Origin of the sequence: Exiguobacterium sp. s6, from assembly GCF_018618155.1 — a bacterium.
GTDB classification, from domain to species: domain Bacteria; phylum Bacillota; class Bacilli; order Exiguobacteriales; family Exiguobacteriaceae; genus Exiguobacterium; species Exiguobacterium mexicanum_A.
Genome location: NZ_JACSLN010000001.1, coordinates 423,341 through 449,526 on the forward strand (window position 1 = coordinate 423,341; position 26,186 = coordinate 449,526).

Annotated in this window: 22 protein-coding genes; 19 read left to right on the forward strand and 3 right to left on the reverse strand. The window is 48.2% G+C overall.

Annotated elements, in window-relative coordinates; all coding sequences use genetic code 11:
* Nucleotides 1–4 precede the first annotated feature (4 nt).
* The 10 genes from KNP75_RS02270 to KNP75_RS02310 all read left to right on the forward strand — a co-directional run bounded on the left by KNP75_RS02270 (nucleotide 5) and on the right by KNP75_RS02310 (nucleotide 10,138).
* On the forward strand, nucleotides 5–1,189 hold the full coding sequence (locus KNP75_RS02270) for a galactokinase (protein WP_215189644.1): 1,185 nt from the start codon (nucleotides 5–7) through the stop codon (nucleotides 1,187–1,189).
* Complete coding sequence (galE, locus tag KNP75_RS02275; protein WP_215189646.1) at nucleotides 1,186–2,193, forward strand: UDP-glucose 4-epimerase GalE; 1,008 nt, start codon at nucleotides 1,186–1,188, stop codon at nucleotides 2,191–2,193. Before KNP75_RS02270 ends, galE begins: the two co-directional genes overlap by 4 nt.
* Nucleotides 2,190–3,704, forward strand: coding sequence for a UDP-glucose--hexose-1-phosphate uridylyltransferase (locus KNP75_RS02280; RefSeq protein ID WP_215189648.1), 1,515 nt, complete (start codon nucleotides 2,190–2,192; stop codon nucleotides 3,702–3,704). Before galE ends, KNP75_RS02280 begins: the two co-directional genes overlap by 4 nt.
* A gap of 14 nt (nucleotides 3,705–3,718) precedes the next feature.
* Nucleotides 3,719–4,690 (forward strand): aldose epimerase family protein, encoded by a 972-nt coding sequence (locus tag KNP75_RS02285; RefSeq protein ID WP_353049015.1) that lies wholly within the window; start codon nucleotides 3,719–3,721, stop codon nucleotides 4,688–4,690.
* 193 nt (nucleotides 4,691–4,883) lie between these two features.
* Nucleotides 4,884–5,168 carry a YkgJ family cysteine cluster protein gene (locus KNP75_RS15795; RefSeq protein WP_353049029.1) on the forward strand — a complete coding sequence of 95 codons (285 nt, stop codon included), beginning with the start codon at nucleotides 4,884–4,886 and terminating at the stop codon, nucleotides 5,166–5,168.
* Nucleotides 5,149–6,657 carry a hypothetical protein gene (locus KNP75_RS02290; RefSeq protein WP_215189652.1) on the forward strand — a complete coding sequence of 503 codons (1,509 nt, stop codon included), beginning with the start codon at nucleotides 5,149–5,151 and terminating at the stop codon, nucleotides 6,655–6,657. Before KNP75_RS15795 ends, KNP75_RS02290 begins: the two co-directional genes overlap by 20 nt.
* A gap of 18 nt (nucleotides 6,658–6,675) precedes the next feature.
* Nucleotides 6,676–7,671 carry a hypothetical protein gene (locus KNP75_RS02295; protein WP_215189654.1) on the forward strand — a complete coding sequence of 332 codons (996 nt, stop codon included), beginning with the start codon at nucleotides 6,676–6,678 and terminating at the stop codon, nucleotides 7,669–7,671.
* A gap of 320 nt (nucleotides 7,672–7,991) precedes the next feature.
* Nucleotides 7,992–8,645 carry a hypothetical protein gene (locus tag KNP75_RS02300; protein ID WP_215189656.1) on the forward strand — a complete coding sequence of 218 codons (654 nt, stop codon included), beginning with the start codon at nucleotides 7,992–7,994 and terminating at the stop codon, nucleotides 8,643–8,645.
* Between the two features lie 35 nt (nucleotides 8,646–8,680).
* Entirely contained in the window at nucleotides 8,681–8,836 is a 156-nt protein-coding gene (locus KNP75_RS02305) for a hypothetical protein (protein WP_215189658.1), read from the forward strand.
* A gap of 666 nt (nucleotides 8,837–9,502) precedes the next feature.
* Nucleotides 9,503–10,138 (forward strand): transglutaminase domain-containing protein, encoded by a 636-nt coding sequence (locus KNP75_RS02310; protein ID WP_215189660.1) that lies wholly within the window; start codon nucleotides 9,503–9,505, stop codon nucleotides 10,136–10,138.
* A gap of 84 nt (nucleotides 10,139–10,222) precedes the next feature.
* Here KNP75_RS02310 and KNP75_RS02315 read toward each other — a convergent pair whose 3' ends face one another.
* Both KNP75_RS02315 and KNP75_RS02320 read right to left on the reverse strand, forming a co-directional pair.
* Nucleotides 10,223–11,677: a 6-phospho-beta-glucosidase gene (locus KNP75_RS02315; protein ID WP_215189662.1), complete on the reverse strand. Its 1,455-nt coding sequence runs from the start codon at nucleotides 11,675–11,677 to the stop codon at nucleotides 10,223–10,225.
* Between the two features lie 37 nt (nucleotides 11,678–11,714).
* A complete protein-coding gene (locus KNP75_RS02320) occupies nucleotides 11,715–13,622 on the reverse strand; it encodes a beta-glucoside-specific PTS transporter subunit IIABC (RefSeq protein WP_215189664.1) in 1,908 nt (635 codons plus the stop codon).
* A 420-nt stretch (nucleotides 13,623–14,042) separates the two neighbouring features.
* Here KNP75_RS02320 and KNP75_RS02325 point away from each other — a divergent pair, with 420 nt between their 5' ends.
* The 6 genes from KNP75_RS02325 (at nucleotide 14,043) to KNP75_RS02350 (ending at nucleotide 21,959) form a co-directional block, all read left to right on the forward strand.
* A complete protein-coding gene (locus tag KNP75_RS02325) occupies nucleotides 14,043–15,461 on the forward strand; it encodes a polysaccharide deacetylase family protein (protein ID WP_215189667.1) in 1,419 nt (472 codons plus the stop codon).
* Nucleotide 15,462: 1 nt separating this feature from the next.
* Nucleotides 15,463–17,319: a glycosyltransferase family 2 protein gene (locus tag KNP75_RS02330; protein WP_215189669.1), complete on the forward strand. Its 1,857-nt coding sequence runs from the start codon at nucleotides 15,463–15,465 to the stop codon at nucleotides 17,317–17,319.
* Nucleotides 17,309–19,045, forward strand: coding sequence for a polysaccharide deacetylase family protein (locus KNP75_RS02335; protein WP_215189671.1), 1,737 nt, complete (start codon nucleotides 17,309–17,311; stop codon nucleotides 19,043–19,045). Before KNP75_RS02330 ends, KNP75_RS02335 begins: the two co-directional genes overlap by 11 nt.
* 15 nt (nucleotides 19,046–19,060) lie before the next feature.
* Nucleotides 19,061–20,080, forward strand: a complete 1,020-nt coding sequence (locus tag KNP75_RS02340; RefSeq protein ID WP_215189673.1) for a glycoside hydrolase family 18 protein — start codon at nucleotides 19,061–19,063, stop codon at nucleotides 20,078–20,080.
* A 24-nt stretch (nucleotides 20,081–20,104) separates the two neighbouring features.
* Nucleotides 20,105–21,397 (forward strand): nucleotide sugar dehydrogenase, encoded by a 1,293-nt coding sequence (locus KNP75_RS02345; protein WP_215189675.1) that lies wholly within the window; start codon nucleotides 20,105–20,107, stop codon nucleotides 21,395–21,397.
* A 106-nt stretch (nucleotides 21,398–21,503) separates the two neighbouring features.
* Entirely contained in the window at nucleotides 21,504–21,959 is a 456-nt protein-coding gene (locus KNP75_RS02350) for a hypothetical protein (RefSeq protein WP_215189677.1), read from the forward strand.
* Nucleotides 21,960–22,001: 42 nt separating this feature from the next.
* Here the strand turns inward: KNP75_RS02350 and KNP75_RS02355 are convergent, their stop codons facing one another.
* A complete protein-coding gene (locus KNP75_RS02355; RefSeq protein ID WP_215189679.1) occupies nucleotides 22,002–22,649 on the reverse strand; it encodes an acetyltransferase in 648 nt (215 codons plus the stop codon).
* 282 nt (nucleotides 22,650–22,931) lie between these two features.
* On the opposite strand from KNP75_RS02355, the gene KNP75_RS02360 reads away from it, so the two are divergent.
* The 3 genes from KNP75_RS02360 (at nucleotide 22,932) to KNP75_RS02370 (ending at nucleotide 26,057) form a co-directional block, all read left to right on the forward strand.
* Nucleotides 22,932–23,777, forward strand: a complete 846-nt coding sequence (locus tag KNP75_RS02360; RefSeq protein ID WP_215189681.1) for an aldolase/citrate lyase family protein — start codon at nucleotides 22,932–22,934, stop codon at nucleotides 23,775–23,777.
* The gene (locus tag KNP75_RS02365) at nucleotides 23,774–24,682 is read left to right on the forward strand and encodes an NAD(P)-dependent oxidoreductase (protein WP_215189683.1); all 909 of its coding nucleotides are present in this window, start codon (nucleotides 23,774–23,776) and stop codon (nucleotides 24,680–24,682) included. Before KNP75_RS02360 ends, KNP75_RS02365 begins: the two co-directional genes overlap by 4 nt.
* A 331-nt stretch (nucleotides 24,683–25,013) precedes the next feature.
* On the forward strand, nucleotides 25,014–26,057 hold the full coding sequence (locus KNP75_RS02370; RefSeq protein WP_353049016.1) for a glycosyltransferase family 4 protein: 1,044 nt from the start codon (nucleotides 25,014–25,016) through the stop codon (nucleotides 26,055–26,057).
* Nucleotides 26,058–26,186: the final 129 nt, after the last annotated feature.

A 26,186-nucleotide genomic window follows, 5' to 3' on the forward strand; every position in this document is an offset into this window, starting at 1 on the left:
TCGTATGCTTTCATTTGATTCAGCACACCTGAACGAACAGTTCGAGACCGTGTTCTCGGCAAGCCCCGAGCGAAGCTTCTTCGCACCGGGCCGCATCAACTTGATTGGCGAACACACCGATTACAACGGAGGCCACGTCTTCCCATGTGCCATCACGTTCGGCACGTACGGACTCGTCCGGAAGCGTGAAGATGAACTGATCCGCGTCTACTCGCTCAACTTCGAGGACGTCGGCATCATCTCGTTCCCGCTGACGGATGGGACGTATGAGACGCGCCACGACTGGGCGAACTACGTCAAAGGCGTCGTCGCGCTCCTGCGCGCGGACGGGCACGCGGTCGGAGGATTCGATTTCCTCCTCGCCGGCAATATCCCGAACGGTGCCGGCTTGTCATCGTCGGCCTCGCTCGAACTCGTGACGGCGCTCATGATCAATGAGGTATACGGACTCGGTCTCGAACGGATTGACCTCGTCCATCTCGGACAGCGCGTCGAGAACGACTTCATCGGCGTCAACTCCGGCATCATGGACCAGTTCGCCATCGGGATGGGGAAAGCGGACCACGCCATCCTGCTCGATTGCGACACGCTCCATCACGACTACGCACCGATCAAACTCGACGGCTATGACATCTTGATTATGAACACGAACAAACGCCGCGAACTCGCCGACTCGAAATATAACGAACGCCGCACCGAGTGCGATACGGCGCTCGGCCTCCTGCAACAGCATTTCGACGTCGCCTCGCTCGGTCAACTGTCGGTCGAGACGTTCGAGACGGTGGCGGACGAGCTCCCGGAGACACTTCGCAAGCGGGCGCGACACGCCATCTCGGAGAACGAGCGGACGAAGCTCGCCTTCATCGCGCTAGAGGATGGACGGCTCGACGCGTTCGGGCAACTGATGAACGACTCGCACGCGTCACTGAAAGATGACTACGAAGTGACGGGTCGCGAGCTCGACACGCTCGTCGCCGCGACACAAAGTTGCGACGGCGTCATCGGCAGCCGGATGACCGGCGCCGGCTTCGGCGGCTGTGCCATCGCGATCGTCGACAAGACGGCGACGGAAGCAGTCATGCAGACGGTGTCGACCGTATATGAAACAGAGATCGGCTACGCGCCGACATTTTATATCGCGTCCGTCGGGGACGGCGCGCGTGAACTCGTAGAGGAGGAAGTGAAATGAGTGTACTCGTCGTCGGAGGGGCCGGTTATATCGGCTCCCATGCAGTCCGCGCCTTGCTCGCGCGCGGGGAAGACGTCATCGTGATCGACAATCTTCAGACCGGGCATATCGAGTCGATACCGGAACAGGTCCGCTTATTTAAAGGGGATATCCGCGACCGTGCCTTCATGGACCAGACGTTCGCGAACGAGTCGATCACCGAGGTGCTCCATTTCGCGGCCAACTCACTCGTCGGCGAGTCGATGGAGGAGCCGTTGAAGTATTACGACAACAACGTCTTCGGGACCCAAGTGTTGCTCGAGACGATGCGGAAACATGGCGTGACACGGATCGTCTTCTCCTCGACGGCCGCGACATATGGCGACCAGGACGAGATGCCGATCCGCGAGACGGCCGCGACGAACCCGACGAACACGTACGGGGCGACGAAGCTCGCGATGGAGACGATGATGAAATGGTGCGACCGTGCCTTCGGTATCCGTTTCGTGGCGCTTCGTTACTTCAACGTCGCCGGTTCCGACCCGACCGGTGAGATCGGGGAGGACCATATGCCGGAGACGCACCTCATCCCGCTCGTGCTCGAAGTGGCGAACGGGAAGCGTGACGCCATCACCGTGTTCGGCGACGATTACCAGACGCCGGACGGGACATGTATCCGCGATTACATCCACGTGCAAGACCTCGTCGACGCCCACGTGCGCGCGCTCGATTATTTGAAACAAGGTGGTGCGAGCGACGTGTTCAATCTCGGCACGGAGACAGGACTGTCGGTGCTCGAAATCATCGAGGCGGCCCGTCGCGTGACGGGACATGCCATCCCGGTGCAGATGGGCGTCCGTCGTGCCGGTGACCCGGCGATGCTGATCGCGTCACCGGACAAGGCGAAGCAAGTGCTCAGCTGGGTGCCGGAACGGTCGACGGTCGATGTCATTTTGGCCGACGCCTGGAACTGGCACAAGCATCATCCAGAAGGCTATAAACATGTCGAAGGGGTGAGACGATGATTGAATCTACGATTGAAGCACTCGTCGAGGCGGCGATTCGGGAGGAACTGATCACGGAACAAGACCGTGTCTATTCACGGAACCGTGTCCTCGCCCGAATCGGTCAGCTCGATTTCACGAAACCGACGTTCGTCCCGCACGACTCGATCCCGAATCTGCTCGAGACATTGACAGAACACGCGGTCGAACGCGGGCTCGTCGACGACTTGCTCGAAGAGAAGGACCGGTTCATGGCCGAGGTCATGGACGTGTTTGTCTCGAAACCGTCCGAGGTGACGCGCACGTTCAACGCGCTTCGAGCTGCCGATGTTGAAGCGGCGACGGATTTCTTCTATAAGATGAGCCAAGCCTCGAACTATATCCAGACGAAACGGATTGCCAACAACATCACGTACCAGGCACCGACCCGCTACGGCACGCTCGATATCACCATCAACCTGTCGAAGCCGGAGAAGGACCCGCGCGAGATCGCCCGGGCCCGCCTGCAACCGACGCCGGAGACGAACTATCCGAAAGGGCTGCTCGCGATTGAGAACGAAGGTTACGGCGGCCACTTGAAACATCCGGCCCGGGCCAACCACCGCATCATCCCACTCACACTCGGCGGGCAGGCATGGTCGTTCCAATACTCGCCGTATCTCTATTACAACGAGCACTCGATTTTGTTGTCGAACGAAGTGCGGGACATGGTCATCGACCGGGGCGCGTTCGAGCGTCTGCTCGACTTCGTGTCACAGTTCCCGCATTACTTCGCTGGGTCAAACGCGGACTTGCCAATCGTTGGTGGATCGATTTTGACGCACGACCATTACCAGGCCGGCCGCTACCGGTTTGCGATGGATGATGCCAAGGTCGTCTCGACGTATCGCTCGGACCGTTACGATCAAGTCGAAATCGAGACGCTCTATTGGCCACTCTCGGTCGTGCGGCTCCGCTCACGGCAGAAAGAGCAGCTCGTCATGTTGGCGAATCAGTTGCTCGGGCATTGGAAGGAGTATGCCGAAGGTGACATCGTCCCGTATTCGGGTGAGACCCGTCACAATACGGTGACGCCGATTGCGCGCCGGCGCGACGGTCGCTATGAGCTCGACCTCGTCCTTCGCAACAATCGGACGAGCGACGAACATCCGGACGGCATCTTTCATCCGCACGCTGACGTCCACCACATCAAACGCGAGAATATCGGCTTGATCGAAGTGATGGGGCTCGCCGTATTGCCGGCCCGACTGAAGACCGAACTCGAACAAGTCGTCCGCTATGTGGCCGGAGAAGATGTTGACGTCGCGGACATGCACCGCGCGTGGGCGGACGAGTTGAAGACGAAGTCAGGCGACGCGAAGACAATCGTCGACCAGGCCGTCGTCGACAAGTTCGTCAAAGGACTCGAGGACGCGGGCGTATTCAAACAGACGCCGGAAGGACAGGAACGTTTCACCGCATTCATGAACGCGTTTTTGAGTCACGTCGATAAAGTGGAGTACGGAGCGACGACTACGGGAATGAACAGGTAAACTAGTTGAAGTAGGTGAGCCAGTTGAGAGAAGCAACGATTGAAAACAAGAACGGTATGCGCTTGTCGGCCATTTCATACGGGTGTGCCATGACCGAGCTGACGGCACCGGACCGTGACGGGAACATGGACTCTGTCATTTTGAAATATGGCAGTCCCGAGCAATACCTGGAGAACCCGGTCTATCTCGGTTCCGTCGTCGGACGGATTGCCGGACGGATTCGCAATGCGGAGATTGATGGCGTGGCCTTGACCCCAAGCGAGGCCACGCATCATATCCACGGTGGAGACGAAGGCATCACGTCCCGGCATTGGGACATGGACGTCGAAGGGCAGGCGATTACCTTTACGTATGTGAGCCCGGACGGGGAAGAAGGGTATCCCGGCAACGTCACGTTCAAGGTCGTCTATGAGTTGACGGACGACAACGAGCTCGTCGTCACGATGACGGCCCAGACGGACGAACGGACGTGGGTCAACTTGAACCATCACAACTATTTCAATCTCGGCGGACGCCCGACGATTCATGACCATGTGTTGACGCTACCGGCTGACCGAGTGGCACGACTCGATGACGAGTCGTTGCCGACGGGAGAGTTGCTTGAAGTGGAGGCGACACCGTTCGACTTCCGTGACGGGAAACCAGTCGGTGAGGCGATTTCGTCGCAGGACGAAGCCATCGTCAAGGCTGGTGGATTGGATCATCCGTTCCTGTTGAAGGACGGGGTGACCCGGTTGTATGATCCGGTGAGCGGACGCGTCATGGACGTCGAGACGAATCAACCGGTCATGGTCGTCTATACAGCCAACTTCCTCAGTGAAGAGACACCGGTCACGCTTGAGGGACGGCAGAAACATAGTGCAATTTGTTTAGAAGCGCAAGCGTTCCCGGACGCACCGAACCATCCAGACATCGCCACATCGATCGAACTGAAACCCGAGGAGTTGTATCACTCGAGGACGGTTTATAAGTTCAGTGTAGAATGAATCATTTTTTTGGAACTCATCATGCGATTGTATGATGAGTTTTTATGATGAGGTTTATTTATCTTACTAATTGTGGTAATGCTCAATCCTCAATAGTAAAAATAAGGAACCTACAATGTTTTTTTAGCAGTATAAACCAATAATAAAGTATATAATTCAAGTATCTTATTTAGGAAGGAGTGTGGGCGTTATCGTGAAGGCGCGCACTTTCCCTTGTGATTCATGTGGGCTATGTTGTCGAAAAATTGGTATGATTCCTGGATTTGAAGAATTTGATGACGGTAACGGGACATGTATTCACTTGAATGAGTACCATCAATGCTCTATTTATGAGACAAGACCCTTGTACTGCCGTATCACTGAAGGATATGACATCTTATTTGCTTCTGAGATGAGTTGGGATGAATATGTTTTATCCAACAGTGCGGTGTGTCAGACGCTAAAAAAGGAGGCCTCTGATGGAACACATACATACTAAACGGAAGCGTTTGATCCGATCAGGGGGCCAATCGAGTCTCGATGCCTTATTGACAAGAGAAACACTGGTCCAAAAAGAATTGATTCGAGGATATAGAGGTCAAAATGGGGCTAAAGGACATAAAGCGGTCGCTAAGAGTAAAATTCATCCTGATTATAGCGCCCAGAATTTGAAACAGCAGGCGGGCTTTGACGCCGAAATTAATATGGTCACGCGCGACAACATTCATGCAATTCGAAACAAGTCGAACATTCGTGCCTACCGCACGGACGAACTCGGGCAAGTCAACGATCCGACCGCCGATATTGTCTGGATTGACGAGCGAACAGGTGAACGTATTCATCAATCTAGTGTCCAACTCAAGTTCAGAGGGAAGACAGGTGCGGAAAACGTCAGACAGTTTCTTACGAAAAAAGAATTCGGAAAATATCAAGACCAATGGCTAGCAATTCCGACTGAACAGCTGAACGATGCGCATCAGTATTTAACTAAGCGAATCGACAGCTATAATGAGCAAATTAATCGGTTGAGACAACGAGGTGAGGTTGAGAAAGCTCAACAAATTCTCGATAAAAAGAAAAATGCCGAATCTGTAAAGTCTCGGCTAATTGATGGCGGCTCCCAAAGCGATGCGATGAATCATCGACTGCGACCATTGCGCGAACACTTGAAACGAAGTGTCAAGGAAGCCCATGTCGCAGGTAAACAGGCTGCTCTCCAAGGGGCGACTATAAGTAGTGTCTTAGCGTCACCTTTTATTTTACATCGTTTAATCGTGGACGAAGCATACACGTGGAAAGAAGCGGGGGGCGATTATGCCAAGATTGTCGCTACGAGCACACTTTCGAATTATGTTATTACAGGAGCGACAGTATTGATTCAAGGTCAGTTGAGTGCATCCTCAAAAGCTATAGCAAAACAGATTGCAAAGACAAATGTGATTGGACAAATCCTTAATTCTTCAGTTGATCTCAGTCAAAATATATATCGACTTTTAAATGATTCGAACTATCAGGTTATCGATTTTTTGACTGATACAAGCGAACACGTTACTGGAACATTCGCTGCGGCATTTTTAACGACGGCAGTCAAACAAGCAGTCCCGAATACGTTAAACCCACTTATACTGACTATACCTGGGATGATTGGTTATGCAGCTGGGCAATATGTGGTTAAAGAGTTGATTCGCCTTAACCGAAAGGCGAAACTCGCGAAGGAGAAACGATTAGAGATTGAAGTGTTTTGCTTGGAAATGACGAAGCAATTAAGCTTATTGCATCAAGAAGTGATTCAAATTGGTGAACGCGATACGTTGGAGTGGGAAACGATTCATTCTATGATGAGGGAAATTAGGTATGCGATTACGCCAGAACAAATAAATCAATCAATTATACGGCTTGCTGAACAATTTGAAATCAAATTACGATTGACGAATTTTGACGAATTCGATGAGATGATGTCAGATTCAACGATTCCATTCATATTATAATGTCCAGGAGGAAACAAGATGCCAATCCCATTTATTTTAGCAGGAGCAGCTGTCGTAGCAGGAGCTGTGGGTGTGAAAAAAGGAATCGATGCCATCGAGAAGAGTGATGAGGCTAATCGAATCACAAAAAATGCTAACTATTTGTTAAAAAAAGGGCAAAGTGAAATTGAAGAAATACGTGTCTCTTCAAATGCATCTCTTGAAAAATTGGGTGAAGAAAAACTTAAACTTTTAAAACAAATCGAAAAATATATTGAAAGAATGAACAAAGTTCGGAATATGAATTCGAAAATTTTAACAAAATCAGAACAAGAAATTTTTAATGAATTAAAAAGCTACACAATTGAAATGACAAATATTCTTTCAAATGTCACGTTTTCTGCAGGTACAGGAGCATTTGTAGCATTTGGTGCATATTCAGGCATAATGTCTCTTGGGTCTGCTTCTATAGGTACCTCGTTGACTGGCGTAGCTGCTACAAATGCCACTCTTGCTTATTTAGGTGGTGGGTCGCTTGCAGCAGGTGGTTACGGAATAGCAGGGGGAACATTAGCACTTGGTGGATTGGTGGCTGGTCCAGCCATCGCAGTCGGGGGTTTTGTGATGGATTCAATCGCAACACAAAAACTCGAAGAGGCTAGAACTGAAGTAGCTAAAGCCAAAGTAAAACACGAACAACAACAAATCTTTACGACGGCACTTGAAAATATTTATAATGTGACGAACTCATTCAACATCCTATTACTCGACATTCGAAAACTACAGCTAAAAGCAGATAAAGACCTTAGAAAAATCATTCAGTTTAAAACTGATTGGAAGCAATTTACTAAAGAAGAGAAAGAAACCGTTCATACGAGCCTTCTCATTGCGCAACTTTCAAAAGGATTGCTTGAGACGAATATTCTTGATGACGAAGGTGGACTTCTTTCTGGAACAATCGATCAACTGAAAGAGTTTGAAGCAGTATCAAACGGTTTAAGAGCTAAAAGTAGTTTCATTGCACCTTCGAAATGATTGACGAGACCATACAAGATGGCAGAAAATAAGCTCAAACAAATTGAAGTGGATATACCAAAAGGAAACGCTCTTTATGATTGCAAGAGTGTTCGAATAAGATGTGTCAGGATTACAACTCCAGATTTTATGATGAACGAGACGGTATTCTTTTTATAAGAATGCCGTTTTTTCATCGTACGGTTTCAATAAAAAGCACCCATAGTTTAAACTCATTCAAACCATTAAACTCTTTGGGTCTTTAAAGGTTTGACAAAAACGAAACTATGATTTATTCTTATTATATTCTAAAGAACCCTAAGAGTAGGAGAGTGTTTGTTATGAAACAAATATTTCAATTGAAGAGTCGTCCGCATGGCATTGAACGATGGAAGTTATTTCTTGATGAAGGATTTGTCTGCATCGGTTGGCCTGGGATCGGAGATTTGAAGGGAATCAATCGTGAAGGAATTCGAGAAAGACTTGAGCAAGCATATGGATACACAGGTCAGCAACTAGGAGCGTATACCGGTGCCGTGAATACATTTGTGAACGTGATTCAAGAAAAAGATGTTATTTTAGTCCCGGTCGGAGTCATCGTCCATATTGGGCTTGTTGGGCCATATTATTATGAACCTGCCTATGACAATGAGGAAGGTATGTGTCATCGTCGAAGTGTTGAATGGGTTGCTACTGTCGCAAAAGCAAATCTAAATCATGATGTGATTGAGTTTGTTAAAAACAGAGGGATTATCACAAAGTTCTCCGGAACGGTCGAAGAAGCGGAACTTGGAACGTTTCTTAATTTCGAGGATGATGGGAGTAACCCATTTATCCTGTCTCCTCCAAAAGAATCTTCATTGAAGTCAGAACTATTCACGGCAGATGTACAAAATCGAGCAAAGGAAGTCATGGTGTCATTGCTTGAGTCTAAGGATCCCGAAATGAGATTTAAAGCCGCGGCAGAAATTTTGCGCTTATCCCAGACAAATTAATTTTTTGACGCATTTGACCTCGAGGAGGAATGGATATGCTCTACTTAATTGAAGGCAAACAAATCACCGTGGTGGCTTACGAAAAATCGTTTAAGCAACGGATGAAAAGCTTGAACAATGAAGATTATCGGGTGATTGTTGAAGAATTAAATCGAGTGATTGATTGTGGAGAAGTGCATACATCGAGTTGAATTCCAGGGAGTGACTGGAGAGGAACGCTATATGGACCCATTTGGATTGCCTGTCAAAAAGACGATACATTTGCAGCTCAATTTTACGGTCAAATTCTGTATCAAGTTATGATTGATCGTCCAGAAAAATGGTGTTTCGGTGACATCTCTCGGGCAAAAGGGAAAATATATTTCAAATTATCGACGTAATAGAGTCTGAATCGCTTTAGTTCCCGTCGATGGATACACATCAAACGAGATGTAGGATTTCTCAAAGAAAACTTCGTCTATCCTCACTACTGTTGAATATCGCGTTAAGTTGAATAGAGAGCAAAGTAAAGCCCTTCGTCTCTGTGACTCACAGTTACGAAGGGCTTTACTCGTAAGCTTGGCATATACATTCAGCTGTTCTTCGTTCAAATATCGAGAAGAAAGTTAAAATATATCCATCATTAGCAAAAAATACAACAAAAAATCATTTTAATACTTCTTAGTGATTTTCGATGCCACCTAATAATTTGGTTTTATACAAACAATCAACTTCATTCACTTAAGAGTGAATTAAAGCGGCACGAACATAACCCTGCGAAACAATTCGAACCAAAACCTGTCGTAAGTGAGACGACCGCGCTTCTCGGAGACACATTCGAGTTACCAGGTCAGATTGCTTCACCAGAAGAATTAGGTATGGTGCTCGCTTATCATATGAGCCAGTTCGATGAGTCGTTTGCCGTCCGTTATATCGGGGACAGCAAAAACTTTGAACAAATGATGGAACAGGCAGGCGACTGGCTCGAGGCGAATCATATTTACGTCTATCGCTTGTCTCGGCAATGGGAAACGCAGGTTACGGATTACGGAGGATACGTCGATGTCGAGCTCGACATCACCTATGACATGACGACCGAACAGGCGAACCAAATTCAAGCACGTGTCGACCAAGTATTCGCGGAGATGCCGGTCGGATTGAACCACTTTGAGAAAGTGAAATACGTGAACGATTATGTCGTCTTGAACACGGCCTATAACTTGGACAGCTACGCGAGCCCGTATACGCCTTACTCGATTTTGTTCAACGGCGAAGGTGTCTGTGAAGGGTATGCGCTGACGACATTGCTTTTATTAGAAGCGACCGGAGTCGAGACGAAATATACCTCAGGGGAAGTCGAAACCGGTCTTCACGCTTGGAACCTCGTCAAAATCGATGGGGAATGGTATCACCTCGACAAGACGTGGAACGACCCCGTTCCGAATCAGCCAGGTAAAGTCAGGTACGACTACTTCCTAGTGTCCAATGCGACACTTCGCGCGGATCATACGTAGGAGGCTGCGAACTATCCGGTGACAGCAATAAAAAAATATTTATAAACGAAACGCAGGTTGGCATTAAGCCAACCTGCGTTTTTCTCATTTCTCTACAGACGCCTTGAGCGTCACTTCTTCTCCATTCGTCGCGATAACTTGCTTGTACCAATCAAAGCTCTTCTTCTTCGAGCGGGCGAGCGTACCAGTTCCGGCGTTGTCTTTGTCGACATAGATGAAACCGTAACGTTTCTTCATCTCGCCGGTCGAGGCGCTGACCAAGTCGATTGGGCCCCAGCTCGTGTAGCCGAGAATCTCGACGCCGTCCTTGATGGCCTCATGCATTTGTTCGATATGTTTCGCAATATAGTCGATGCGGTAATCGTCCTCGACGTAGCCGTTCGCGTCTGGCGCGTCGACGGCACCGAGTCCGTTCTCGACGACGAACAGTGGCTTCTGATAGCGGTCGTACAGCTGGTTCGCCGTGATGCGGAAGCCGGTCGGATCGATTGTCCAGCCCCATTCCGACTTCTCGAGGAATGGGTTCTCGAGCGAGCTGAAGATGTTGCCTTCGGTCAATACGTTGATCTCCGGGTCCGTGCTCGTCGTCCGGCTCGCATAATAGCTGAAGCCGATATAGTCGACGGTGTGCTGTTTCAACAACTCGAGGTCGCCGTCTTCCATTTGGAGCGTGATGCCGTTTTCGTCGAGGAAACGTTTGGCATAGCCCGGGTACTCGCCGCGCGACTGGACATCGATGAAGAAGAACGATTCACGGTCCTTGTCCATCGCGTCTAAGACGTCGTCCGGGTTGCACGAGTAGGCGTACGTCTGACCGGCCGCGAGCATGCAGCCGACTTGCATGTCAGGATTGATGGTGTGCGCCGCCTTGACCGCTTTCGCACTCGCGACGAGCTGATGATGGGCCGCCTGGTATTTCACTTGCTGCTTGTCCTCCCCGTCTTCGAAGACGAGACCGGCGCCGATGAACGGCAAGTGCAACAGCATATTGATCTCATTGAACGTCATCCAATATTTCACTTTACCGTTATAGCGGGTGAACAGCGTCGTCGCGTACGTCTCGAAGAAGTCGACGACACGACGGTCGCGCCAACTACCGTAGTTTTGGATGAGGCTGACCGGAACGTCGAAGTGGGCGATCGTGACGACCGGTTCAATCCCATGCTTCAACAGTTCGTCGAAGACGTCGTCATAAAACTGTAGCCCGGCCTCGTTCGGCTCGGCGTCGTCGCCGTTCGGGAAGATGCGGGCCCATGAGATCGACAGGCGGAGTGCCTTGAAGCCCATCTCGGCGAACAGCGCGATATCTTCTTTATAACGGTGATAGAAGTCGATCGCTTCGTGTGACGGATAAAACTCGCCTGGCACCGGCTCGAGTGACGGCAAGTCGCCGAACATGACGTCGAACCGCTTCTTCCCGGTCGGCAACAAGTCGACTGTCGTCAAGCCTTTGCCACCTTCTAAGTACGCACCTTCAGCTTGGTTCGCGGCGATGGCGCCGCCCCATAAAAATCCGTTTGGAAAACTCATTAAATCCATCCTTTCTCAGATAGGGGAGGGACGAGCCCTCCCACATTTATTCGTTGATGACAAACAAGGCTTCGCCTGAGCGAACGTTTGTGGCGCGGCTCGGTGAAATCACTTTCCGGTTCGTGACGATGACCGGTGTCGTGAGGGCACGGCCAGAGCGTTTGATTGCGTCGAGGTCGAACTCAATCAACAGCTGTCCTTTCTCGACGAACTCGCCTTGCGTGACGTGTGCTTTAAAGTGTTTGCCTTCGAGTTGAACCGTGTCCATGCCGATATGGATGAGCACCTCAGCGCCCGTCTCGGTCGTGATGCCGATAGCGTGATGCGTCGGGAAGAGGGCGGACACCGTCCCAGCGACCGGGGCGACGAGCTTGCCTTCCGTCGGTTCGATGGCGACGCCTTGGCCGAGCGAGCCGGATGAGAAGGCGACGTCCGAGATGTCTTTCAAGTTGACGACGTTCCCGGCGAGTGGGCTAAGGATCTGCTCCTGGCCGACTTTTGTGGCTGATACTTCTTCTGCGACCGGTGTGACTTCTGGTTGTGGCGTCGCGGCGACCGCTTTGTTGACGCCACCGAACAAGTACGTCAAGACGAAACCGACGACGAAGGCGACGGCCGTCCCGATGAGTGATCCGTAGAAGCCAGTCGTGAGTCCTTCCGGTGAGATGTTCGACGGGTAACCGAAGACGCCGAGTCCGCCGATCATATACACTTGTGTACCCATGATGCCCATGATTCCACCACCGACGGCACCACCGATACAGCTCATGATGAACGGTTTTTTAAGTGGAAGCGTGACCCCGTAGATGGCCGGCTCGGTGACACCGAAGATGCCTGAGATGAAGGCCGGGATACTGAGCGTTTTGATCTTTTGATTTTTAATGCGAAGGAAGACTGCGAGTACGGCACCGATTTGCGCGAATGAGGCGGCGAAGACGAGTGCGAGTACAGGGTCTGACCCAAGCGACGTCAAGTTGTTGATGGCAACCGGGACAAGGCCCCAGTGCAAACCGAAGATGACGAACACTTGCCATAAGCCACCGAGGAAGAGACCAGCGACGAGCGGGCTCAAGTTGTAGACGGCGACCGTGGCGCTACCGAGCAACATACCGGCCCACGTCGCGATCGGTCCGATCAAGATGAACGTGAGCGGGACGATGATGAGTAATGTAAGTAACGGGACGATGAACATTTTGACGACGTCTGGAATGACCGTCTTCAAGAAGTTCTCAAGCTTCGCTGCGAAGAACGCCGCGATGATGATTGGGATGACCGATGTCGAATACGTCATCAAGATGACCGGGACACCGAGGAACGTGATGTGGATCGGTGACTCGAACATGGTGCCGGCGAAGACGGTGTAGAGCGGGTCACCGGCCGTGAGCGTCGACAGCGTCGGATAGACGAGCGCCGCCCCGATGGCCATCCCGATGAACGGACTGCCGCCGAACTTCTTAATGGCCGTATAGCCGAGGAAGATCGGGAAGAAGTAGAACAACGAGTCGCCGATGGCGTTCAACAGCTGATACGTGCCAGATGTGGCGTCGAGCCAACCGAGGGCAACGAAGAGGGCGTTGAACCCTTTGATCATCCCGGTCGCGGCCAAGACGCCGAGGACAGGGGTGAAAATGCTAGAGATGATATCGATGAACCGACTGAACAATGATCCTTTCGGGCCGTCCTCTTCTTCAACAGGTGACTGGTTTTGGAAGCCGCCGACTTCAACGACCGCTTTATACACGTCCGGGACGTGGTTGCCGATGACGACCTGGTATTGGCCGCCACTCTTCATGACGGTGACGACACCGTCCATGTTTTTGATGGCTTCCGTGTTTGCCTTGCTTTCGTCTTTCAATTTGAAACGCAAACGGGTAATACAGTGGACGACGCTGTTGACGTTCTCTTTGCCGCCGACTTGCTGGATAATGTCGCGTGCGAGCTGTTCGTACTTCATGTCCATTACCTTCCTTTTTCGTTAGATTTTTGGTTTGCGTCAAATAAAAAACCTGACCCGTGTCAGATGAGATACGTGAAATCACGTCTACCATCTGACTCGAGTCAGGTTATGCCCACTAAAGGTAACATTCCTGCGCAGGAGACCGTTCAGTTGTTATTTGATACTTGAAATGTAGCACGTGTCAAAACAAAATGTCAACGCTTACATTTAGGAATTTTCAGATTTCTTTATTTAGACAAAAATCTTAAAAAGATGAGATATAAGGATAGGATTAGGCGTATAGTTGCACATTGGAATAGAGCTATACACCTAAATATTGACCAAACATTGAAAAATCACATCCTCTTTATGAAACATTTTTTTATGATGGACGTATTGTACTTGAAATCATCATTACAGAAATGAAAGGAACATCATATGAAATTCTATTCATTCATATCCTCAATATTAGTCAGTATGGTTCTCCTCGCGGCCTGCCAAGATGAGAAAGTAATTGAAACAGTGAAACCATCGCTTGAGATTCCAAAAGCATCACTTCCGGCTCTACCTCCCCTAACTACAGTACAAACGACAAATCCTTCTATTGCACTCACATTTAATGGTTTGGCAGACGATCAGACGATGATGGAATTATTGGACGCGTTGAAACGTTCAAATATCACAGCGACTTTTTTCGTGCCGGGCATGCAGGCAGCAGAAAATCCAGAGCTGATTGAGACGATTATTGATGCTGGTCATTCCGTTCAAAACAATACACTCAATTTAGTAGCACCCGACAAACTATCTTACGAAGACGCATATCGTGAAATATTTCTAGCTGATCAAGTGTTACGAGATCGGTTTTCACTTGATCCTGAATACGTCCGTTCTAAATCAGGCGATAGCACAGAATACTTTGAATTGGCCGCCTCTCAATTGGACCAACGGGTCGTTACGTCGACTATTAATCCGAAAGATCGAATGATGCAGTCTGCAGAAGAGATGCTTGCCTACATTGACCGGTTTGTTTCTCGCGGAGCAATCATTGAGTTAAATACATATTTGAATCCTGAAATTATCCCATTGATTGATTTGTTAGCAGAAAGAATGAATGACCGAAAATATGTGTTCTCCACGTTAGAAGAGCTAGAGAATATGAGCTATGTCACTGGACGTACGATTCCTTCGAATGGTCTTAAAGAGCAATCGTTTGATGAAGCTACACAGCCAAAAGTGATTCGCCAATTTCAAACAGACGAACGAAAAGTTGCGTTGACATTTGATGATTGGGCGAGTGAAACGAGAACATTAGAATTGCTTGATGTATTAGACCGATATAACGTAAAAGCAACATTTTTCTTGATTACGAGGGGCGTGGAGCAGAATCCGCAACTTGCCCGTTTGATTTTAGAGCGAGGTCATGAAATCGCAAGTCACTCTTATCACCACCAAGTGGTCACAGAGATGACGACTGATGAACTACAACAAGATGTGGTGCGTTCTGATGAAATTTTGACGGAAGCGCTCCAAGAGAAACCACTGAATTATTTCCGCCCAGCTCAAGGCATCATGACGGATGAAGCGGCTCGGGTGATTACAGCTACGGGCGTCGATTATATTATGCTCTATGACATTGCCTCGTGGGATTGGAATATGGAGATTGAACCTGAAGAAGTTTATGACCGGATTATGACAGCTGTCGAACCAGGGAGCATCATCACGATGCACCTGCTTGACGAGTCACACACCTTAGACGTTTTACCGGATGTGATTGAAACCTTACATCGAGACGGTTATTCTATTCAACCGATATCAAAGATGTTAGAAAAGGAGGGAGCTGTCAACGACAGCGAATGAGATGAACGAACAAAAAGAGACTATTCTTCAGCCGCTTCAAGACAGACGAATCCTATCGAATATCCCAGACCCAGAAGGTGTACGACGGTCAATCGATCGCAGAGGATTTCTCGAGCATGGGGTCATCGAGAATCCGAATGAGATGTATAAGAAAAAATTAGAAGGACAGCGGTACGTTGTTGACTTCCCTGTGACAATTAAATACAACAAAAAATCAGCGACGCTACGGTGTCATAATATCTCAACGACGGGAATTTTACTCGAGTTGCCGGCAGGGGAGCAAGAAACATCTTTCGATGCGGCAGTGCATTTAAAATTCACAATTCCTGATGGTGCGATGCCAGAGGGGTATGAAGCGAAAGTTAGTATATCCGCGAAGAAAGTTCGAACATTTGTTGAACTTATAGAAGGCGAAGAAATCACATTCATGGCGTTCATATTTGAAAAACCGCTCGACCTTTATTTCAAGCGACGCCGTTGGGGTTTATCGATTTTCATGGCGAGTGCTTTTCTCCTGTTCATCACGTTGCTCGTCATTTTAATGAGGGCAGAAAGTGTCATTTATTTTCGATTTAACAAGTTTTTATATTTTTACAGTTTGTTAGCGGCCACTTTTTTGCTTAGTCGTTATCTATTTGGACTCTTGTATCGGAATGTGCCGATTAACTTGGACTATGAACCGGGTGTGTCGATTATCATTCCGGTATTTAATGAGGAGGAGTGGATTGAACGAACAATCATTAGCTGCATCGACCAAGCTTATCCAATTGACAAGCTTGAAGTAATTGTCGTCGATGATTGTTCAACTGATCAAACTGCTGAACGCGTAAGACGTGCTTTTGAAAAAATCGATGCCAATGGAGAGCGCTTCGATACAAAAGCAAGGATGCGTTTTCACGTTCTGAGTGAAAACGCCGGAAAACGAGAAGCACTCGTCGTTGGTGTCAAGATGGCCAAACATGACTTAGTAGTCTTCGTTGATTCTGATAGTTTCTTAGAACCGACAGCAATTCGTAACTTGGTTCAACCGTTTCAAGATCCAGAAATGGGCGGCGTAGCCGGACGCACTGAAGTGGAGAATAAATTCACGAACGCACTCACAAAACTACAGACTGTCCGATATTACGTAGCTTTCCGAATTATGAAAGCGGCCGAATCGTGGTTTGATTGTGTGACATGTCTATCAGGCCCCCTCTCATGCTACCGAAAAGATCTCGTCCTCAAAAACTCGGAAGATTGGTTAAATCAACGCTTCTTAGGTCATCCGGCAACATTTGGTGATGATCGCAGTATGACGAATTTTATCTTGAAAACTCACCGAACAAGTTATCAAGATCTTGCTGTTTGCTCGACAATTGTTCCATCTAAAACAGGCGTATTTTTACGTCAACAGATGCGTTGGAAACGTTCATGGTTGCGTGAATCACTCCGCGCTCTAGGATTTGTTTGGCGTAAGGAGCCTTTTATGGCGGCATTCTTTATCGTCGGTCTAATTGTCCCGATTGCCGCTCCAATCGTCGTTACTTACAATTTAATTTATGTGCCGGCGCGATATGGCATTTTCCCGACGACTTTCTTACTCGGGTTGTTATTGATGGCATTGATGATGAGCTTCGCGCATCTCTTCTTCCGCAAAAGTAAACTTTGGTCTTTCGGCATTGTCTTTGTTCTTTTTTATGAGTTTGTCCTCCTCTGGCAGATGCCAGTCGCGTGGGTCACATTCTGGAAGTCGACATGGGGGACTCGAGACACGCCTCAAGATGTACTGGAACAGAATAAAAAGCAAGAACGACGAACGAAACGACGGCCATTTCCGTTTTTCGCCATGAAAGGGGATAGTCGAGACGATGAGCAGTAAGTCATTTAATGTCGCATCGAAAAATCGACGAAAGCGTATCAGTACGGTGATACAAGCAGTTATTCTATTATTGCTTGTCGTCACCTTGATACGCATCGTATGGATTACGGATCGGTACGAGCCTTCCGATGCAAGCAAATATACGAATACGAAAGGGTTTGTGGCGCTCTCTTACTTCGGAGTGGCTAGGAATGAATCTTCTAAATATGTTGGTCGTGACACCCTTCGACAACAGTTAACCCTTTTAAGAGAGCAAGGGTTTGAAACAATCTCTCAAGATCAAGTGACGAACTTTTTAGAAAACGGAGATGCACTTCCCGAAAAAGCGTTATTTTTATCATTTGAAGATGGTCGAAATGACTCCAGTATTTTTGCGCAGCCTGTGCTTGAAGCCTTAAATTACCGAGCTACGATGTTCACATACGCGGACAAGATGGAGAGCTCTGATACTAAATTCTTGAAACCGCGTGATTTGAAGCCGATGATACGCAGTGGTTATTGGGAGCTCGGTTCAAACGGATATCAACTGACTTACATCAATACATTCAATGATCAGGGTGAACTTTTAGGGGTGATTCCGGAGAATGATGTGCCCGATAAAACTGATATTGAATACTACAATCATTACTTAATGGACTATTTACGTGACGAGTATTTGATTTCTACAGAATCGAAACAAGAGATGGAGAACCGGATTACAAAGGACTATGCCAATATGAAGACGATTTATGAATCGTCGTTTGGATTTGTCCCCAAAAGTTATGCGATTATGCATGCGAATTCTTTGTACAATAATATGAATGAGTACGTAGAAGAAGTGAACGATAAGAACATTCGAGACACTTTCGGGATTCATTTCAACCGTGATCAGACAGCCTATAATGACAACGAGTCAGACATCTATAATTTGACGAGAGTTCAAGCAATTCCATCATGGTCGGTCAATCATTTATTGATGAAGCTCCAACAAGATTCTCCATATGACATTTCTTTCTTTGAAGGAGATGCTACACTGTCTGCTCGTTTCAAAACAACAAATGCTGTATTAGAAGCTGGGAAAGAGTCCCTGATTGTCACGACCTATCCCGGAAAAGAGGGGGTTGTGACGCTACAGGATGAGATTCCTACAGACTCCACACTGACAACGCGAATGACTGGGGCAGTGATGGGTGAACAGAGCATTTCACTCCAAGATTCGAGCACTGGAAAGACATACGTTCTCGCGTTAGCTAAGAATATATTGTCTCTTTATGAAGACGAATTAGGAGAGAAGAAAAAAATTAAACAAGTCATGCTTTCTCCTATTGACTGGGATGGTAAAGACTTTTCGTTCAATAAGGCAACCCAATATACTTATGAAGATACACAAGCTGGCTCCCGTATCGTAGAGGGAGAGTATCCACGCACGTTACCGAATGATCGACAATTGAAGTTGCATCTAGATGCTGAGGAGTTGTCCGTTTGGATCGATGGAAAACAAATGTTGAGCGTGCCATCTGACATTAAAGACACGTTCTATGTGAAGCTGGGTGGGCAATCGCTCCAATCAAATACCGGTTTTCAGAAAGATGAAGGAACGATTTATGATTCCACGTTTGAAGGATTGAGAATTGAGCAAAGCGATCAAGTGATTTATGATACAGCTCCGACACGGTCTGAACGAATCATCGGGCAGTTGAAAACACGTTGGGACCGGACCGTTGATTACTTTATCGAGACGTTTTAAAAGGGAGTACGCTTTATGAAAAGAGTTATTTATCCACTGGTATTCATGACGTTGTTAGGGCTGTATGGATGTGACGAGCCTGAATTCACTGAACCGACTAAGGAAGTTTCAACTGATTTATCTTGGTGGCTTGTAGATTGGGCTAGTGAAGCGAGTGTGGCTGACACAATAGCGATTGACGCTGAATTAAATCGACTATTTTTATTTACAAGTTATGTGGATGAGGAGGGTCACCTTTACCAAACGGAACAAAGTAAGGAGCTTATCGATACGGTATTCTCTAGCAAATCGATTAATGATAAACCGATTTATTTAACTCTAGTCAATGATCGGTTCGTAGGAGACACAGTCACCCAAAAAGATCCGAATGTCATCACGAGTATGCTTCAAAATCCTAATCTCGAAGAAGTATATTGGGATCAAGTGTTTGACGTGCTTGATCAGCATCCCTTTGCAGGAGTCGAGCTTGATTTCGAAAAAATTCCTGTAACAAGTTTTAACGAATATACGGCGTTTTTAGAGCGCGCTCGCGAACGACTAAAAGAAAATGAGATGGCTTTACGGGTTGTCTTGGAACCGAGCGTATCGTTTCAAGACATCCATCTTCCTTCCGGAATCGAGTACGTGGTCATGGCGTACAACGTCCATGGTTTTCACACGCCAGACGAGCCAGGTCCAAAAGCGACCTATGCATTCTTTGATCAGTTACATGAACAGCTGGGGCAACGTCACGATTGGACGATTGCTCTTGCAACGGGAGGCTTTCGTTTTAAGGAAGGAACGGTTACGTCTCTAACCGAGATGGACGCTCAATCTATGATTCCAAAAGGGACCACGGTAGTGCGTGACCCAAATAGCAGCGTACTTCATGCCACTTTCATAGAAGATGGGGTCTCAACTTCTATTTGGTGGGCCGATGGGCAGACAATCAAGGATTGGATGGACTACTGGGAACAAACTTACGATTATCATAAGTTTTCGCTTTGGCGAGCTGGGGAGTGGTCCGATGATTCACTCAAAGCGATATCAAGATGATGAAGGGAAAGTAGGCGCGATTATATGGAATTAAAAGAAACGATAGGCGTCATAGGATTGGGATATGTCGGATTACCGCTGGCGATTGAATTCGCTAAATTTTTTGATGTTGTCGGATATGATACGAACCACGAGAAAGTGGCTTCTTATCTAAAACAAGTTGATGTCACTCAAGAGGTAGGGGAACAGGCTTTGCTAGAGACAGCGGCTACGCTTACAACTGAAGAGGAAATGCTAGCGGCGTGCACTACCTATATTGTCACAGTCCCAACACCGATTAACGCAGATAAAACCCCAAATCTTGATCCCATCATTCAAGCGACTCGAAAGATTGCCCAAGTCTTGGAGCCAGGGAATTTAGTTATCTTTGAATCTACCGTTTATCCCGGTACGACAGAGGAGATTTGTGTTCCCATTCTTGAGGCCGGAAGTGGACTTGTATTTCAAAGTGATTTTAAGGTAGGCTACTCGCCAGAACGTATTAATCCAGGTGATAAGGTTCATAAACTGACAACGATTCAAAAAATTGTATCTGGCTCTGACGAACAAGCGCTTGAACGTATAGACGCTTTATATCGAACTATCATTCAAGCAGGAACTTACCGAGCCCCGTCCATCAAAGTGGCGGAAGCAGCAAAAGTAATTGAAAATGCTCAACGTGACATCAATATAGCGTTCATGAATGAGCTCTCGATGGTATTTGATCGCATGGAAATCGACACGCAAGAAGTCTTGGCGGCTGCTCGTACAAAGTGGAACTTCTTGCCGTTCCAGCCTGGTTTAGTTGGTGGACATTGCATTGGAGTAGATCCTTACTATTTTATTTACAAAGCAGAGCAACTTGGGTATCATTCACAAATTATTTCAGGGGGACGAGCTGTCAATGATTCGATGGGAGAATTCGTTACCCAACGAGTGATCAAAAACTTGATTCGTCAAAAGCGTTTATCAGGAGCGATTCGAGTAGGTGTCTTAGGTGTCACGTTCAAAGAAAATTGCAGCGACGTACGGAATTCGAAGGTGTTTGATATTGTGTCGTCTTTGAACGATTATGGTATAGAAGTAATTGTTCATGATCCGGAAGCGAACGCGTCAGATGTAGAATTGTATTATTCACAACCTTTAGTATCGAGGGAGAAACTAAGAGAACTAGACGCAATCATTATTGCAGTCGGACATGATGTATTTCGCGCTAATTACCCCCTTATCGAGTTGAGGACGATGTTAAAACCGCAGGCGAATTCCATCTACGACTTGAAAGCAATCTATTCAAAAGAAGACGGAGTAGATTTAGGGTTGGAAATATGGAGTCTATAAATAGACTAAACAATAAGGAATACGACTGCTTCTGATTCAATAAGTGTTGAAACCAGACAGGTTTGGTTTTCGTAATATAAAAAAGCGAGAATCAGGGAGGTATATCATGAGACGTGAACAACATATCCGCCGCCTCGGCGACTACGCAAAACAAAGTCAGCGCTGGGCCATCATTTTAGCAGTCGCATCATTCATCATCACCGGGACACTGATCGATAAGGTCGACCAATCTGAATATCTCTTGCTTGGTTTCGGTTTTCTTGGCGTCATTCCGCTCCTCGTCCGCGAGTGGCGGTTCGGCACGATTCGAGCCTCGTTCAACGACAATGCGACGTATCAACGGCTCGTCCGGTTGCCGTTCTGGATGACGTTGTCCGGTTTAGCGATTCTTTACTTAATCTTGGGATGGTACGAGCTTGGTTCACCGGGACCGTCCGTTTTCCTCACGCTCGCCGTTCTCGTCGGCGGGATGTATCTGCTCCAACGCTATTTCGAGCGAATCATCTTGAAACTCGAGCCGGACTATATCACCGACCGCGAGCTGCATCGCGAGCTGAAATGAAAAAACGAGGTCACCCGGCGCGGGGCGACCTCGTTTTTGTGTTCACAAATATCGTTCGTTCATGATCCGACCCCTGATCGGTTTGGCCGGGGAGCCGTAGGCGACGACGTGGTTCGGGATGTCTTTCACGACCGTGGCGCCGGCACCGATGACCGTGTCGTGGCCGATATGGACGTTGTGGATGACCGTCGCACTCATGCCGATGAACGTGCGGGCGCCGACATGGACGTTGCCACCGAGATGGGCACCCGGGGCGATTGAGGCGAATGATTCGAGCACACAGTCGTGATCGACCGACGCCATCGTGTTGATGATGCTGTGCGGACCGATGACGGCGTTCGGATTGATGACGCTGCCGGCCATGACGGCCGTTCCTTCACCGAGCGTCACGTTCTTGCCGATGACGGCGCTCGGGTGAATGGCGTTGACGAATTTGAAGTCTGGGTTATGGTACTTAATTTTTTCGGCAATACGCTCACGATGAACGTTGTCTCCGACACCGATGATCCCTCTTTGAACAACTGTTTTCGAATCAACGAACCCTAGCACTGGATATCCTGCAATGAACTTCCCTAACAGCGAAGGACTATCATCATAAATTCCAGCAATACGATAAACCCCCATCAATTCGAGAATATCAATCAGAACTTGTGCGTGACCGCCTGCACCAAATATCACAATCCATTCCATGATTGGCCACCCCTTTTTTGCCGAAAACTGTCGAATTTTTATCTTGTACGTTAGTTATTTCCGATTCCCCATTTTTAAAACAAAACTAGAAAGAAGTTGCGATCATAGTTTGATATCAAAACATATTCAAATAAGGAGCATGTAACTATGTACAAAGACACACGTTCACAAATCTGAAACAGCATGATTTGGATTGTAAAAGCATTATTCGCATTTCCGTTTTGTTGTTTTTCAGACGGGCTATTTTCCTAAAGTAATCTATCTACGGAAGGAGTGCTCGCCATGCCTTTGAAACTGATGTATATCACGAACCAGCCGGATATCGCTCTGCTCGCCGAACAGAACGGGGTCGACTGGGTATTTGTCGATTTGGAGTTGAACGGAAAAGAGGAACGGCAAGGTCATCTTGATACGGTCATCTCGCGCCACGCGATTCGCGACGTGAGCCGGTTGCGCGCTGTCTTGAAGCATGCCGAGCTGCTCGTCCGCGTCAATCCGATTTTCCAAGGCTCACGCTATGAGATCAATGAGGTCATTAACCGTGGAGCGGACGTCGTCATGTTGCCATATTATAAGACGGTTGACGAAGTTGAGACGTTCATCGAACTCGTCGACAAGCGGGCCAAAGTCTGTCTGTTGTGTGAGACGAAAGAGGCCGTCGCTTGTATGCCGGACGTGCTCAAATTAACAGGCATCGACTACATTCATATCGGGCTGAACGACCTTCATTTGAGTTACGGACAAAGTTTCCTATTCGAGCCGCTCGCCGACGGAACAATCGAGGCGATTGTTCGTCAAATGCAGGCGTCGGGCATCCCGTATGGCTTTGGTGGCATCGCCCGGATTGGGGAAGGGAAGCTCCCGGCCGAGAAAGTGATTGGGGAGCATGTCCGGCTCGGTTCGTCACTTGCGATTCTATCGCGCAGCTTTTGTAACGTTGGTTCGATTGGAAAACTTGACGCCAAACAGGCACAAATGTTCCAAGAAGGGGTATGGAAAATTAGAGTGTACGAGCAACAGCTCGAACACGCGACACCGGAGTGGTTGGAATTGAATCGGTTGAGCCTCGTCTCGACCGTCGATGCCATCACGGCGGAAATCCAGAACCGGAAGGGGATCTTATCTTGAATTTGCTGTCGACAGGAGTGCGATTGACTCCTGAACTACTCGCAAAACTCGAACAACTTGGCTATACAGTGACGACGCTCCGTGAAGAGGCGGATGTCACGGACATCGACGTTTCAGAAGTCGAGGGCTTGATTTGTAACAACGTGTTCCAATATTGTCACGTCGACGATTTTAAACAGCTGCGGTTCGTCCAAGCCGTCAGTGCCGGACTCGACCGTCTTCCGCTCGACGAGCTCGAAGACCGAGGTATCCGTGTTTATAACGCCGGCGACACGTATGCCGTGCCGATGGCCGAATGGGTCGTCTGGCAGCTGCTCGACTTCATGAAGCACGGGGCAGCATTTCGCGAGAAGCAGGCGAATCGGCATTGGGAGAAGGAACGCCGTTTACGCGAATTGACTGGGAAGACCGTGGCCTTGCTTGGGCTCGGTCACGTCGGGGAGGCGGTTGCGACCCGGCTCCGGGCGTTTGATATGACGATCATCGGTGTCGGTCATCGCGAGAAACAAGTGCCGTTCGTCGACCGTTACGTGTTGATGGATGAGTTGCATGATGTATTGGCGGAGAGTGACGTCGTCGTCGTCGCCTTGCCACTCACCGACGACACGTATCATGTGATCGATGCCGAGGCGATTGCGGCGATGAAGGAAGATGCCGTCCTATTGAACGTGGCGCGCGGATCGATCATCGACGAGGAGGCGCTCATCGCGGCACTCGAGGAAGGAAAGTTCTTCGGGGTCGCCTTGGATGTCTTTGAGACCGAGCCGCTCCCGTCCGATCATCCGCTCTATAACTTCGAGTGGGTGACGCTCACCCCGCACAATTCGTACGTGTCGGACCGGGTGAAAGAGCGTTTATTTCATAACATTATGGATCACCTGAAAATCGAGCAATTAAACAATTGACCTACAGTGCATACGTGTAAATCGTTCACTGACAAAGGAAGTGAGGGGCGTAAGACCGAATAAGGGAACGAGAGGACTATAACGTATAAAGATGGATGGTGAGACCAGTATGAAGGTGTTATGGTTGATTAATATTCCGTTGCCCGAGGCAAGTCATTTATTACATGAATCATCAACCCCATATGGCGGATGGCTCGTCAACACCTCTAAATATTTGTCAAATCTTGATGAAGTCAAACTTTCAGTCGCATTTCCAAGTAAACAAGCGAAACGTGTGAAACGGTTAGAAGGAGACAAAATCATATATTATCCATTCTCTCCGATAAAAAAGGTGAGTGATCCTTCTATTCAAGATCATCAACGATTCGCAACAATTCTCCAGGAAGTGTCGCCAGACCTCGTTCATATCTTTGGGACAGAGATGCCGCACACGTTGGCCATGGTCAACGCTTGCCGACGACAAGGTGTGAAGACGGTGGTGTCCATCCAAGGACTCGTCTCCGTCATCGAGAAACATACGTTTGCCGGACTGCCCCAAGACGCCATCCACAAAAAAACGTTTCGAAACTGGGTTCGTCACGACCATGTGAGCGGATTGCGAAAAACGTTCCAAGTGCGCGGGGAGGCTGAACGGGAGGCGATTCGGAAAGTGGACCATGTCATCGGCAGAACGACTTGGGACCGGGCGTGCGTCTCACAAATTAATGACCAGGCCACTTACTTCCATTGCAACGAGACGTTACGGGAATCGTTTTACCATGAAACATGGGAGCGGGAGAAATGTGAGCCCCATTCGATTTTCTTGAGCCAAGGCCAATATTCCATCAAAGGGTTGCATTTCATGTTAGAAGCCATGCCGTTGATTTTGCAAAGGTATCCGGACGCGAGGTTGTACATTGGCGGCAGCGATTTGACGGATCGATCCGGTTGGAAAAATAAGCTGTTCGCCACACATTATGGCAATTATATTCAATCGCTGATTGACCAGTATAATTTAAGTGAACATATTTCATTCACAGGAACGTTGGACGAGCAAGCGATGTGCCAACGTTATCTCGAGTCTCATGTATTTGTCTGTCCGTCCACCATCGAAAACAGTCCGAACTCATTGGCGGAGGCGATGCTATTAGGTGTGCCATCCGTTGCGTCTTATGTAGGCGGGACGAGTGACATGTTGGCCGACAAAAAAGAAGGGTTCCTGTACCAACATGATGCCCCTTACATGTTGGCTTATTATGTCTGCAAAATTTTCGAGGATGATGCGTTAGCTAAAAACTTATCCGCGGCAGCGCAGCGACGAGCCAAAGTCACCCACGACCAAGAATTGAATTTACAACGTCTGTTGCAGATTTATCATGACATGTTAACTCCATAGTTCCACCTCAATAGACGAACCGATTGCGATGATGCAATCGGTTTTTTTCGTTTTTTATACTTCACAAAAAGATTATCCACGGCTCATTCCGTTTGTGAGTTACCGGAAAGGGCTTACGGGAACAACGAG